Raw genomic sequence first — 13,598 nt, forward strand, 5'->3', positions numbered from 1 at the left:
CACCGGAGTCATCGCCATGAACGACCGACTCGACCACTATCATCGCAAGCGCCGCTTCGAGGACACGCCGGAGCCGGCCGGCGCGACGACCCGCAAGCGTGCCGCGCCCGATACGCTCTCCTACGTGATCCAGGAGCACGACGCGCGGCGTCTGCATTACGACTTCCGGCTCGAACTGAACGGCGCGCTGCTGTCGTGGGCGGTTCCGAAGGGGCCGAGCCTCGACCCGTCGGTCAAGCGGCTCGCGGTGCACGTCGAGGACCATCCGGTCGAATACGGTACCTTCGAGGGCGAGATTCCGCCCGGCAACTATGGCGCGGGAACCGTGATCGTGTGGGATCGCGGCACGTGGGAGCCGGCGGGCGGCGCGGCCGAAGCCGCGCGGTCGTACGCGGCCGGCAAGCTCAAGTTTCATTTGCACGGCGAGAAGCTGCATGGCGGCTGGACGCTCGTGCGGAGCCACATGCGCGGCAGCGGCGACAAGGAGCAATGGCTGCTGATCAAGGAGCGCGATGAGGAAGCGCGCGACGAAAGCGACTACGACGTGCTGAAGAAGCTGCCGGGCAGCGTGCTGGCCGACGGAGCTTCGAAAGGCAGGAAAACGAAGCAATCGAAAGCGGAGACGAAAACCTCGCGCAACGGCAAGGCCACGAGCGCGGGCAAGCCGGCGAAATCCGCATCCTTGCGCCGCGCAGCCGATCCCAAACGCCCCGACATCGTCGCTACGCGCAGCGCGCAGTCGCTACGCGAACTCGCCGCATCGCCATCCATCGAAGGCGCGGTCGCAGCGGCCTTGCCCGCGAGCCTGAAGCCGGAGCTGGCGACGCTCGTCGACAGCGCGCCGCCGGGCGATGACTGGCTCTACGAAATCAAGTTCGACGGCTACCGCGTGCTCGCGCGCATCGACCACGCGTCGAAAGCGAAGGGCGGGGCCGTCAGCGTTTTCACGCGCAACGGCAACGATTGGACCGCAAAGTTCAGCAAGCAGATCGAGGCTCTCGCGGCACTCGGTGTGCAAAGCGCGTGGCTCGACGGCGAAGCGGTCGTGCTCGATGAACGCGACGTGCCCAACTTCCAGTTGCTGCAAAACGCGTTCGATGCGCATCGCCCGCAGGACATCGTGATCTATCTGTTCGATCTGCCGTTTCTGAACGGCTACGACCTGCGCGACGTGCCGCTCGAACAGCGCCGCGCGATTTTGCGGGCGCTGCTCGAAGGCGTCGATGATCGCGTGCTGCGCTTTTCGAACGACTTCGCGTTCAGCGCCGACGAGCTGCTCAAGAGCGCGTGCGACATGGCGCTCGAAGGCATCATCGGCAAGCGGCGTGACAGCAGCTATGTGTCGGGCCGCTCGCCGTCGTGGATCAAGCTGAAGTGCCGGCGCCGCCAGGAGTTCGTGATCGGCGGCTATTCGGAGCCGGGCGGCAGCCGCGCGGCGTTCGGCGCGCTGCTGCTCGGCGTCTACGACGCCGATGGCCGGCTGCAGTACGCGGGCCGCGTCGGCACCGGCTTCGACGCGGCGCTGCTGCGCTCGGTCAAACAGGCGCTCGACGCGCACCCGAGCAAGCGCATGCCGTTCGCGAGCACACCGCGCGAGCGCAGCCGCACGCCCGTGCATTGGGTCGAGCCGGTGCTCGTTGCCGAATGCAACTTCGCCGAATGGACGGGCGACGGCATCGTGCGCCAGGCGTCGTTCGTCAGCCTGCGCGACGACAAGCCGGCGCGCCAGATCGTCGGGGAAACCGCCCGACAAGGAGCCGACGTGCAACAGCAAACCGAAACCGCCGCCGCCGATACGCCACGGACAGACGCGCCGAAAAAGCGCGCAACCAGCAAGACCGCCAGTGCCGCCAGGCCCGCCGCCAAGGAAAGCGCGCCCGCCCGAACCACGGCAACACGCTCGCGTGCACAGAGCGAAATCGCCGGCGTGCGCATCTCGCATCCCGATCGCGTGATCGATAAGAGCAGCGGCGCAAGCAAGCTCGAACTGGTGCAGTACTACGAATCAATCGCCGAATGGATGCTGCCGCATCTGCGCGAGCGGCCCGTCGCGCTGGTGCGCGCGCCCGAGGATATCGGCGGTGAGCTGTTCTTCCAGAAGCACAGTCAGAAGCTGTCGATTCCGCACGTCACGCAGCACGAGGGACTCGATCCGGGCCATCCTCCGCTGATCACGATCGACACGCTCGCCGCGCTGGTCGGCGCCGCGCAGATGGGCACCGTCGAATTTCATACGTGGAACGCGGTCGCGTCGAATATCGAAAAGCCCGATCGCATGGTGTTCGATCTCGACCCGGACCCGTCGCTCGGCTGGGAACGCATGGTCGAGGCCGCGCAACTGACCCGCTCGCTGCTCGACGAACTGGGCCTGAAGTCGTTCTGCAAGACGAGCGGCGGCAAGGGCTTGCACTTGGTCGTGCCGCTCGCGAAGCAGGCCGGCTGGGACGAAGTGAAGGATTTCTCGCAGGCGGTCGCGCAGCACATGGCGACGACGCTGCCGCAGTACTTCAGCGCGAAGATGGGCGCGCAGAATCGCAAGAAAAAGATTTTCATCGACTATCTGCGCAACAACCGTGGCTCGAGCACGGTGGCCGCATTCTCGGCACGCGCGCGGCCGGGGCTCGGGGTGTCGGTACCGCTCGCGTGGGACGAACTGGAGAGCACGACGAGCGGCGATCAATGGGGCATCCGCAACGTTCATGAGCGCGTGGACGGCCTCAGAAACGACCCGTGGACCGACTACGCAAAGACGCCTCAGCGCATCACCGCGGCGATAAAAAAACGTCTGGGCGTCGCGTGATGAGCGCTCGTCCGAGTGGCTGAATCCAACCCGCGATTGCGCCGTGCGTACTTTGCGCGCGAACGCGCTTCGCGAAGGAGCAATGCAATGAAGACCCTGCCGCAATCGACCGATGGCGACCCGCAAGCCGACCCGCACGCGAACAAGGATCCGAAGTCGTTGCAGGAAGCCGCGGCGCCGCTGCCGCATGAAGCCGACCAGCATCCCGAGTCGCAGCACGAGGACGAGCCGCGCCATGTCGGCAAGCAGGCGCATGACGACATCGAGCACGGGCAGCAGGATACCGACCGCCGCGGCGGTGGAGAGTATCAGGAACGTACGCAGAACGACGCGCATGCCGATGTGAACTCGGATCGCAAGCAGGGCGGCGCAAAGGGCGGCAAGCGCTGACGCGGCGTAGCGGGCATCGCGCCTACGCGCCCGCCAGGCCAACCGGCTCGCGATCCCAGTACGGCGGATCGCCGAAATGCGCGGCGACGAAGTCGATGAAGGCGAGCGTCTTCGGCGGCACGAACGCGCGGCTTGGGTACACGGCCCAGATCGCAACGTCGTCCGCGAGACGATAGCTGTCGAGCACGCTGACGAGTTTGCCGCTGCGCAGATAGGGCGCCACGTCCCATGTCGATTTCAGCGCGATGCCGAAGCCCGCGAGCAGCGCGTCGCGAATCACCTCGCCGTTGTCGGTGACGAGGCGGCCGCTCACGCGCACGTCGAGGGGACCGGCGGGCGTCACGAAGCGCCAGTCGCGCTGCTCCGACAGGATGATGCACTCGTGCCGCGCGAGATCCGACGGATGATGCGGCGTGCCGCGCGCGGCCAGATAGGCGGGAGCCGCGCACAGCACGCGGCGGTTGACCGCGAGCCGCCGCGCGACCAGCGACGAATCCTTCAGCACGCCGACGCGAATCGCGACATCGATTCCCGCGTCGACCAGATCGACCACCTGATCGGTCAGGCGCAGATCGACGCTGACACCCGGATAGCGGCGCAGAAACTCGCTGATCACCGGCGACACATGCTGACGCCCGAACGACGACGGCATCGACACGCGCAGCCGTCCCTGCGGTGCGGCCTGCGCGCGGCCGACCGATGCGCGCGCTGCGGCGGCCGCGTCGAGCAGCGCCTCGGCGCGCGTCATGAACACTTCACCGTCCTGGGTGAGGCTGATGCGGCGCGTGGTCCGATGCAACAAACGCGCGCCGAGGATCTTTTCGAGTTGTGCGATCCGCGCGCTCGCGACCGCCGCCGACAATCCGAACTCGCGCCCGGCCGCCGACACGTTGGCGAGCAGCGCGGCACGCACGAACAACGCGACGTCGAGCAGATCGAGCCGTTCGCGTTCGTTGGGCACGGACGGGCCGGCCGGGCTTGAATCGTCCATTATTCTGAAAAACCAGAAAATGTTTCAGTGATTATGGCTGTTTTATCAGAATAAGAACCATCCTACGATACGAGTCATGCATCACATCAACCGAACCCACAAGGAGCAGCCATGAAAGCCGTCGGACTCTACCGTTATCTGCCCATCGATCACGCCGAAGCGCTCGTCGACGTCGAGATCCCGAAACCCGAAGCGAGCGGCCGCGATCTGCTGGTCAAGGTCGAAGCCATTTCCGTGAACCCGGTCGACACCAAGGTGCGCGCGCCGAAAGATACCATCGAAAAGACGCCGCGCGTGCTCGGCTGGGATGCGGCCGGCACTGTCGTCGCAGCTGGCCCCGAGGTCACGCTGTTCAAGGTCGGCGATCCGGTGTTCTATGCGGGCAGCATTACCCGGCCGGGCGCCAACAGCGAATTTCATCTGGTGGACGAACGGATCGTCGGACACAAGCCGGCGTCGCTCGATTTCACGCACGCGGCCGCATTGCCGCTGACCGCGATCACTGCGTGGGAAGCATTGTTCGATCGCCTCGGCGTATCGCCGCAGGGCGCCGACGCAGGCCGTACGGTGCTGATTTTCGGCGGCGCGGGCGGGGTCGGCTCGATCGGCATCCAGCTCGCGAAGCAGCTCGGCAAGCTGCAGGTGATCGCGACCGCGTCGCGGCCCGAATCGGCGAAATGGGCACGGGATCTCGGCGCGGATCACGTCGTCGATCATTTCGGCGATGTGCCCGCGCAGATGAAGGAGATCGGCATCGAGCAGGTCGACTACGTGCTGATCTTCAACGACACCGACCGTAATTTCCCGGCCGCCGCGCAACTGATCAAGCCGCAAGGCAGCATCTGCACGATCGTCGAGAACAGCGCCGCCGTGCCCGTCGAATTGCTGAAGGCGAAGAGCGCCGCATTTCACTGGGAGTTCATGTTCACCCGCTCGATGTTCGGCACGACCGACATGATCGAGCAGCACAAGCTGCTGACCGAGGTCGCGCGGCTCGTCGATGCGGGCACGTTGCGAACGACGCTCGGCCAGGACCTCGGCCGCATCAACGCGGAGAATCTGCGTCGCGCGCATGGGTTGCTCGAAGCAGGACGCGCGATCGGCAAGCTGGTGCTGACCGGCTTCTGAGATGAAATCGACGCGCAGAAAGCGCGTCGCCGCAAGCGGGTTAACACCAGAGCCGACACGGCACGCGCGGCAGCGCGCTTGGCGTTAGACTGACGACGCAGCATGCCAAAACGGTTGCGTGTCTTGCGGCGAGGCAAGCCGGTATGAACCGGCCGGCCCTCGGCAGTGCGTGAACAGTGCACAGGCAGTCGCGTCGACGCGAGCGCGCAGCGGCACAACAACGAGGTGACAGTATGAGCTTCAGCTTCAAACTCTCCGCCGTTTCCGTTGTCGCTTCTCTCGCCTGCGCGCTCGTGCCGGCTGCTCGCGCAGCCACGCCGATCACGGTGACCAACAAGGCCGCGCTCGACGGTCCGATCCGCTACACCGTTCGCGTCACGTCGAAACAGTTCGGCAATTCCCAGGAGACCCGCACGATCCGCTCGGGCGAATCGGACGACTTCACGTGGAAGACCGTGCCGCCCGGCGGTCCGGTGGCCGCGACGGACGCATGCCCGGACTATGCGTCGCTGGCGGTCGACGAGAATGGCGCGATGATCCGCCAGACGCAGATCCGCTTCGCGCCGGTCGTGTCGAGCGACGGCACCGCGGCCGTCCAGCTGAGCTTCCAGGCGCAGACGCCGCATGGCGTGAAAACCGTGACGAGCGGCGGCAAGACGCTCAAGTGTCCGAACGATGTGCGCGTGAGTCAGATCGTGCGTTTCACGATGCCGGTCAACGGCACGACGAAAACGCTGACGCTGACCGACGGCACGGAGATCGCCGTCACCGCGAAGCGGTGAAGGTTCGAGCGCGCGGCATGATGGCCGCGTGCGCGGCCGTAGCACGCGGCCGTAGCACGCGCTAGCGCGTCATCCTTGTGCGTCATCCTTTGCGTGCCTCACGCTCGACGAGCCGCGTCGGCAAGAACTGATGCTCGGCCGAAAAGAGCCGCCGGTACGTCAGCAGCACCGCGCCCACGGTCCCCAGCGCCGACGCCGCCGCGATCAGAAACATGATGACGATTTGATAGCGCACCGCCTGCAATGGCGACTGCCCGGCCAGCACCTGACCGGTCATCATGCCCGGCAAACTGACAACGCCGACCACCGCCATCTGGTTCAACGTCGGCATCATGCCCGCGCGCACCGCCTGGCGCGCCGGCGCCTGCGCGGCCTCCCAGCGTGTCGCGCCGAGCGCGAGCGCCATGTCGACGCGGTCGCGCCGCGCGGTCAGCTCCTCGGTCATCCGCTCGATGCCGAGCGATACACCGGTCAGCGTGTTGCCGAGGATCATGCCGAGAATCGGAATCGCATATTGCGGCGCGTACCACGGATGGATGCGGATCACGACGAACAGTCCCACCGCGGCCACGAGCCACGAGCTGACCCAGATCGACAGCACGCTGTCAGCGCGTTGTCCGGCATAGGTGTGGCTGCCGCGCTGCGCGCCGGCGAAACCGGCGATCAGCGTCATCACGATCATCAGCGGCAGCACGACGTACCAGCGAGCGAAACTGAACACCCAGCCGAGCACGTAGCCGATCGCGAGCAACTGGATCACGGTGCGCACCGCCGCCCATGCGAGCTTGCGCTCGAGATCGAGCTTCAGCGCGACCGACACCGCGCCATTCACGACGATCAGCAGCGTCGCGATCGCGACGTCCCATAAGCTCAGATTCTGCAGGCTCATTGGCGGGGCTCCCGACGCTGGTCCGCGGGAGCGCGTTGGTCCGCATCGCGCCGCACGGAAGTGTGTTCGGCCAGTACGCCGGCGCGCATCGTCAGATGCCGTTCGCTCATGCGTGCCGCCTGCTCGACATCGTGCGACACCCACATCGATGCGTGAGCGCCCGGCGCGGCATCGAACCACGCCTGCACGAGCGCTTCGATCGCGCGCGACGACGCCGGATCGAGCGATGCGGTCGGCTCGTCGAGCAACAGCACTTCGGGCGCGAGTTGCAGCACGCGAATCAGTGCGGCGATCTGCGCTTCGCCACCCGATAATTCGCTTGCGCGCTTGCCGAGAAAGTCCTCGCCGCGGCCGGCCTGCATCGCAAGCCTGGCCGCGCGCGTGCGATCGAAGCGCGCGTCGCGATATGCCCGCAGCTCAAACGGATAGCGCAGATTGTCTTCGACGCTGCCGTCGATCAGCGCGGGCCGCTGCCGGATATACGCGATTGCGCGCCGGTAGCGCGGAATCCGCGCACGCTCGAGCGGCGCGCCATGCCACAGGATGCGCCCCGCATCGACCGGATCGAGCAGCGCGAGCGCGCGCAGAAACACGCTCTTGCCGGAGCCGGACGGTCCGGTAATCGCGACGCGCTCGCCGGCGCGCAGGGCGAAGGTGGTTGGCTGCAACAGCGTCTGGCCGCGCTGCGCATCGCGCCGCACGATGCCGTCGGCGAGGACGAAGGGAACATCGGTCATGGTTGGAACGTCGTGGGGAGGGTGTGCCGGTCGGGCTGTCGGTAAAGCGTGCGCCATGATAAAACGACGAGGCGCAACAGCGCACGACCGACGCGCCGATTCATGCTCGCGCGCCAGGTACGATAACTGCTGCACGTTGCACAACGTAGAACAACACGCGGAGCCTTTCAATGGCAGGGTCGAGCGGCACCGGACGACGGGTCGGAAAAATCTTTGCATGGCTGCTGGCGGCGCTCGTGATCCTGATCGTCGCGCTCGTCATCTTCATCCTGAGCTTCGACTGGAACCGCGCGCGGCCTTACATCGACGACAAGGTCAGCCAGGCGATCGGCCGGCCGTTTGCGATCAACGGCGACCTGAAGGTAGGCTGGCGTCATGCGGTCGGCGAGACCGGCTGGCGCGGCTGGGTGCCCTGGCCGCGCTTTTCGGCGGCCAACATCACGATCGGCAATCCCGACTGGACCAAACAGCCGCAGTTCGCGACGCTCGACGAAATCGACTTCGAAGTCGAGGTGCTGCCGCTGCTCGCGCACGACATCGTGATTCCGGCGATCAACCTCGTGAATCCGTCGGTCGATCTGGAACGTCTTGTCGACGGGCGCAATAACTGGACCTTCAAGCTGCCGTCGTCGAGCGGACCCACCGCGTGGAAGCTCGATCTGCACGATATCGCGTTCGCGAAGGGCAACATCGCGCTGTCGGATCAGCAGAAGAAGGTCGAGGTGCAGATGGTCGTCGATACGCTCGGGCAGCCGATCCCGATCGGCGACGCGCTGAAGCAGCAGGAAGCGGCCTCGCGCAGCGCGTCGGCTCAGGCCGTCGGCCGGGCGGGCGCGCGCCAACTCGCCGCGCAGGCCGAGGCACAGGCGGCCTCGGAGGCGAAGGCGGCTTCCGCAGCGGCGGCTTATGAAGCGGCGGCGCAGGCGTCGGGCGCATCGGGCGCGTCCGCAACGTCGGGCGTGGCCGCGAGTTCCGGCGCGCTCGCGACGAGCGGCGCCGCCGCACCGGCCGAAACCACCAGCGGGAGCGCCAGCCCGGCCGCGGCTGTCTCGGGGGCGAGCGGCAGCGCGCCTGGCGCCAGGCGCGCGACGCCGCTTTATGCGATCGGCTGGACCGTCAAGGGCACATACAACCGCACGCCGGTGTCGGGCAACGGCAAGCTCGGCGGCGTGCTCGCGCTGCAGGACGCGAACCGGCCGTTCCCGGTGCAAGCCGATGTCAAAGCCGGCGATCTGCATATCGCCTTCGTCGGCACGGTCACCGATCCGGCGCATCTCGCGGCGCTCGATCTGCGTCTCTGGTTGCAGGGCAACAGCATGGCGCGCCTGTATTCGCTGACCGGCGTGACCTTGCCCGAGACCCCGCCGTACGCGACCGAGGGTCATCTGATCGGTCAGTTCAAAGCGAGCGGCAACATGTTCACGTATGAAAACTTTACAGGCCGGGTCGGCGGCAGCGATCTGAACGGGTCGTTGACCTATACCGGGCGCGAGCCACGTCCGCTGCTGCGGGGCGAACTCGAGTCGCATCTGTTGCAGTTCTCGGATCTCGCGCCGGTGATCGGCGCCGATTCGAACGCGAGCAAGGCGAGGCGCGGCGACGCGGCCGCGCAGCCGAGCAACCGCGCACTGCCGGTCGAGGAGTTCCGCACCGACCGCTGGAAGGCGATCGACGCCGACGTCAAGTTCACCGGCCGGCGCATCATCAAGAACGCGAACCTGCCGATCACGGATCTGTACACGCACGTTGTGATGACCGACGGCGTGCTGTCGCTCGTGCCGCTGAAGTTCGGCGTCGCGGGCGGCTCGCTCGCGTCGGACATTCATCTCGATGGCAGCGCGGCACCGCTGAAGGGCCGCTTCGCGACGTCGGCGCGGCATGTCAAGCTGAAGCAATTGTTCCCGAGCTTCAAGACAATGCAGAACGCGCTCGGCGAGATCAACGGCGATGCGTCGCTGTCCGCGACCGGTAATTCGCCGGCGGCGCTCGCGGCGACATCGAACGGCGAGTTGGAGGCGCTCGTGACCGACGGCACCGTGAGCCGTCTGCTGATGGAGGCGGCCGGGCTCAACGTCGCGAACGTCGTCTACGAAAAGCTGTTCGGCAATCGCGACGTGAAGATCAACTGCGCGGCCGCCGACTTCGTCGCGACGGACGGCGTACTCGAAGCGCGCGTGTTCGCGCTCGATACCGACGACGCGGTGATCAACATCGACGGTCACGTGAATCTGCGCGACGAGACGATGGACCTGGGCGTGCATCCGCATACGAAGGGCTTCCGGGTCATTTCGCTGCGCTCGCCGCTGTACGTGAAGGGCACCTTCAAGGATCCGCACGTCGGCGTCAATGCGGCCGCGCTCGCGTTGCGCGGCGGCGCGGCGGTCGGGCTCGGGCTGATCAATCCGTTCGCGGCGCTGATCCCGCTGCTCGCGCCGAGCAACAACAAGCCGCTACCGTGCGCGCAATTGCTCGCGCAAGTGCGGCAGATGCCGAAGGCGCCGCCGCCGGGCGTCAAGCAACAGCCGAAGGCGCCGATGTCGCTCGAGGGCGCGCCGGTCAACAAGTCCTCGGGCGGCGCGTCGTCGCCAGCCGCGGTGGATCGTAAGCCAGCGACGTCGTCGCCGGCGAGCGCGGCCGAATACAAGGGCAGCTGATGCGCGGCGAGCGCGTCGATGATGCGATCGCCGAATCAACGGTATGATGCCGCGTGAGGAGCTGCGCGCGGTTGCCGTCGAGCCAGGGTTTCGATGAAGCGAAGAGAACGACCTGTCAGTAGCCCTGAACTTCAGGGCGCCCGATTGGCGCTATCTGAGCGAACGTGGTGTTGCATCGCCCGACGCATCCTGGCGACGCACGCCGCGGCGGGTACCGATTCGTGTCGCGCCGAACTCCGTCAGAATCTTGCTGCGCGCACGGCTCGCGAACACGAGGAAGCCGAAGCCGTCGGCCTCGTACCAGTAGCCGCCATTCTCGAGACCATCGAGCGGCTGCTCCAGCGCGTTGGTAATGGATTCGATGCAGCGCCGCCGCAATTCGGCTGGTGCGGGGTAGGGCGGCTGTGCGCCGCGCACACTGCATAGAAGCACGTCGAGTCCGGGCAGCACGTGTGCATAGAGCACCGGTTCGTCCTGCGCGCGAGCCCGCGCAATCTTGGTGTCGAGTTGACCGAACGGCTTGAAATGTCGCAGAACCGCGAGGAACGACTCGTCGCCGTCCACCTTCGCGCGTCTACGCTTTTTCGGGAAGGACATAAAAATTCGCCTGAAAAAGAATTGCAAGAATCGCTGCGTCCTCATGCGACCACTCCCGGCTTTCGCGCGCCGCACGTCGATCTTTTATAGCATACGACAAGGCCGGATTCACGATGATTCGACGCTACCGCATCGCGCCACCGCCTCCCGCACGAATCATGCCGAACCGCCTCGCCGCGCGCATTCGCATCCCAGCACACCTTGTCTCCATCATAGACGCAGGCGGCGCGGAAAAAACATCCCATCCCAATAAAAAAGTCATTTTTGTGTGGTCGAGCGCTTGCTGGCGCGTCGTTGAAATATCTCCGATTCACGTCGATAATGGCCCGTCAAGCCGCGCGGCGCCCGCCTTGCAGGGCGCGACGGGTGCGCGCGAGCCCCGCCGTTCGAGTGGCAGCCTGAACCACAGCCTGAACGCCCTGACGGAACCATGAAACTATTCACCAAAGGTCTGCTGCTGATCGCGATACCGAGCGTGGTCGAACTCGCGCTGCTCGGGGTCGTCTTCGATACCCAGGAGCGGACCGCGCAGGCCGCGCGATGGGTCGACAACAGCAAGCAGATCCTCTACGAGTCGTCGGCCATCGTCGATCCGCTGCTGCATCAGGCCGCGCGCGTGCGCACGGCGATGGTGACGGGCAGCGCCTCGCTGATCGACCGCCATGCGGTGTGGGTCGACCTGAATGACCGGCTCGCGAAGCTCGATGCGCTCGTCGCTGAAACGCCGGCCCAGGCCGAGCGCGTGCGCAGCATGCGGCGCGCGATCGACGCGTATCGCGAACAGAGTGTCGCGATCTCGCAGGCGTTGCACGAGGGGCGCAGTCTACGCCCCTATATCGCGCTCGAAACCGGCGAGTTGCCGGAGCAGATCGCCATGTTCCGCGACGAGTTGGCCCAGTTCGGCGCGGCGGCGTCGGAGCTCGACGTCGAGCGCTCGAGCGCGCTCGGCGAGCGGCGCGAGCTTCAGCAGCGCGCACTGATCGCCGCGGTGTTCGGCTCGATGTTGATCTGGGCGGTCACCGCCTTCGTGTTCGCGCGCGGCATCGGCCAACGCCTCGAAGTGCTGACCGATAACGCCGAGCGGCTCGGCAGCGGCCGGCCGCTCGCGGCGCCGTTGTCGGGCAGCGACGAAATCGCCGCGCTCGACACGGTGCTACATCAGACCGATGCGCGTCTGCGCGAGGCGGAAGCCGGGCAGGAGGCGCTGAAGACGGAGCTCGAAGCACGCGCGCGCGAACTGGCGGCCGTCAATGAGGAATTGCGCCAGGAAACGCAGGACAACGAGATGTTCATCTACAGCGTGTCGCACGATCTGCGCTCGCCGCTCGTCAATCTGCAGGGGTTTTCGAAAGAGCTGCACGTGTCGTGCGACGAACTCGACGTGCTCGTCGGACAGGCTCGTCTGTCGGAGAACGAAGCACGGCGCATGACGCAGATCCTCGATGGCGACGTGCGCGAGTCGTTGCACTATTTGCGCACCGCGGTCGCGCGCGCGGCGGCGATCATCGACGCGCTGTTGCGCATCTCGCGCGCGGGACGGCTCGAATATCAGTGGCAGCGGGTCAGCGTCGAGCGCGCGGTGGCGCGAGTCGTCGATGGGCTGCAAGGCACGATCGACCACCGCGTCGCGAGCGTCACGGTGCGCGAGCTGCCGCCCGCATGGGGCGATCCGGCGGCGGTCGAGCAGATCTTCGGCAACCTGATCGGCAATGCGCTGACTTTCCTCGATCCGGCGCGCCGCGGGCGCATCGAGGTCGGCGCGCTCGCGCCCGAACCCGTCGACGAAAGCGAGCCGCGCGCGGTCCGTATGCGCACCTATTACGTCCGCGATAATGGGCTCGGCATTCCGGCCGTGTATCTGTCGAAGGTGTTTCGCGCGTTCCAGCGTCTGCACGGGGACGTTGCAAGCGGCGAGGGGATCGGCCTCGCGGTGGTGCGGCGCGCGGTCGAGCGGCACGGCGGGCGCGTCTGGGTCGAATCGGCTGAAGGCGCCGGATCGACCTTTTTCGTGGTGCTGCCCGAGCAGCCGGCGCGCCTCTGAGCGCGGCGCACGCCGGCGCGGGCACTGCCGCTGCCATTCTCCCGGCGGCATGGATGACGAATCGTTGGCACGGAGAGCCTATGAATCACGCGCAAACGGTCAGCATCGTTCTGATCGAAGACGACGACGGCCACGCGACGCTCGTCGAGCGGAATCTGCGCCGCGCCGGCATTTCGAATGGCTTCGTGCGCCTTCGCGACGGCCAGCAGGCGCTCGATTACTTCTTCGGCCCCGCGGCCGCTGAGCCGTTGACCGACGCCGACGGCCATCCCTATCCGCCGCGCGAGAATCTGGCGAATTTCGTCGTGCTGCTCGATCTGAAGATGCCGCGCGTCGACGGCTTCGAGGTGTTGCGGCGTCTGAAGGAAGCCCCCGAGACCGCCGCCGTGCCCGTGATCGTGCTGACCACGACCGACGATCCGCGCGAAATCGCGCGCTGCTACGAACTCGGTTGCAACGTCTATCTCTGCAAGCCGGTCGAATACGATGCGTTCATCGAGGCCGTGCGTCGGCTCGGCTTTTTCCTGCAAGTGGTCAAACTGCCGCCGGGGCATCGGCTCGCGCCGCCCTGAAGCCGTCCGAAAGCCGT

Annotated in this window: 12 protein-coding genes; 8 read left to right on the top strand and 4 right to left on the bottom strand. The window is 66.4% G+C overall.

The genetic code is table 11. From position 1 onward, the window contains the following. The first annotated feature begins 16 nt into the window (after positions 1-16). Positions 17-2,800: a DNA ligase D gene (ligD, locus tag OKW41_RS30040; RefSeq protein ID WP_429574892.1), complete on the top strand. Its 2,784-nt coding sequence runs from the start codon at positions 17-19 to the stop codon at positions 2,798-2,800. Between the two features lie 87 nt (positions 2,801-2,887). After that, positions 2,888-3,190, top strand: a complete 303-nt coding sequence (locus tag OKW41_RS30045) for a hypothetical protein (protein ID WP_429574893.1) — start codon at positions 2,888-2,890, stop codon at positions 3,188-3,190. 22 nt (positions 3,191-3,212) lie between these two features. Here OKW41_RS30045 and OKW41_RS30050 read toward each other — a convergent pair whose 3' ends face one another. Then, a complete protein-coding gene (locus OKW41_RS30050; RefSeq protein WP_429574894.1) occupies positions 3,213-4,181 on the bottom strand; it encodes a LysR substrate-binding domain-containing protein in 969 nt (322 codons plus the stop codon). Positions 4,182-4,292: 111 nt separating this feature from the next. Between OKW41_RS30050 and OKW41_RS30055 the strand changes: the two genes are divergently transcribed. Both OKW41_RS30055 and OKW41_RS30060 read left to right on the top strand, forming a co-directional pair. Beyond that, positions 4,293-5,309, top strand: a complete 1,017-nt coding sequence (locus OKW41_RS30055; RefSeq protein ID WP_429574895.1) for a zinc-binding alcohol dehydrogenase family protein — start codon at positions 4,293-4,295, stop codon at positions 5,307-5,309. Positions 5,310-5,542: 233 nt separating this feature from the next. Next, a complete protein-coding gene (locus tag OKW41_RS30060) occupies positions 5,543-6,091 on the top strand; it encodes a DUF6013 family protein (protein ID WP_429574896.1) in 549 nt (182 codons plus the stop codon). Positions 6,092-6,173: 82 nt separating this feature from the next. Here the strand turns inward: OKW41_RS30060 and OKW41_RS30065 are convergent, their stop codons facing one another. Then, positions 6,174-6,980 carry an ABC transporter permease gene (locus OKW41_RS30065; protein ID WP_429574897.1) on the bottom strand — a complete coding sequence of 269 codons (807 nt, stop codon included), beginning with the start codon at positions 6,978-6,980 and terminating at the stop codon, positions 6,174-6,176. Then, complete coding sequence (locus OKW41_RS30070) at positions 6,977-7,717, bottom strand: ABC transporter ATP-binding protein (protein ID WP_184033411.1); 741 nt, start codon at positions 7,715-7,717, stop codon at positions 6,977-6,979. The genes OKW41_RS30065 and OKW41_RS30070 overlap by 4 nt, the downstream gene beginning before the upstream one ends. Positions 7,718-7,887: 170 nt before the next feature. Here OKW41_RS30070 and OKW41_RS30075 point away from each other — a divergent pair, with 170 nt between their 5' ends. Further along, positions 7,888-10,371 carry an AsmA family protein gene (locus OKW41_RS30075; protein WP_429574898.1) on the top strand — a complete coding sequence of 828 codons (2,484 nt, stop codon included), beginning with the start codon at positions 7,888-7,890 and terminating at the stop codon, positions 10,369-10,371. 150 nt (positions 10,372-10,521) lie between these two features. Here OKW41_RS30075 and OKW41_RS30080 read toward each other — a convergent pair whose 3' ends face one another. Further along, positions 10,522-11,013, bottom strand: a complete 492-nt coding sequence (locus tag OKW41_RS30080; RefSeq protein WP_027197613.1) for a hypothetical protein — start codon at positions 11,011-11,013, stop codon at positions 10,522-10,524. Positions 11,014-11,081: 68 nt separating this feature from the next. Between OKW41_RS30080 and OKW41_RS30085 the strand changes: the two genes are divergently transcribed. The 3 genes from OKW41_RS30085 (at position 11,082) to OKW41_RS30095 (ending at position 13,581) form a co-directional block, all read left to right on the top strand. Next, complete coding sequence (locus tag OKW41_RS30085) at positions 11,082-11,402, top strand: hypothetical protein (protein WP_429574899.1); 321 nt, start codon at positions 11,082-11,084, stop codon at positions 11,400-11,402. Then, positions 11,399-13,009 carry a sensor histidine kinase gene (locus OKW41_RS30090; RefSeq protein WP_429449688.1) on the top strand — a complete coding sequence of 537 codons (1,611 nt, stop codon included), beginning with the start codon at positions 11,399-11,401 and terminating at the stop codon, positions 13,007-13,009. Before OKW41_RS30085 ends, OKW41_RS30090 begins: the two co-directional genes overlap by 4 nt. A gap of 80 nt (positions 13,010-13,089) precedes the next feature. Further along, complete coding sequence (locus tag OKW41_RS30095) at positions 13,090-13,581, top strand: response regulator (protein WP_429574900.1); 492 nt, start codon at positions 13,090-13,092, stop codon at positions 13,579-13,581. Positions 13,582-13,598 lie beyond the last annotated feature (17 nt).

This window comes from Paraburkholderia sp. UCT70 (assembly GCF_050434085.1).
In the GTDB taxonomy this organism is placed as follows: domain Bacteria; phylum Pseudomonadota; class Gammaproteobacteria; order Burkholderiales; family Burkholderiaceae; genus Paraburkholderia; species Paraburkholderia tuberum.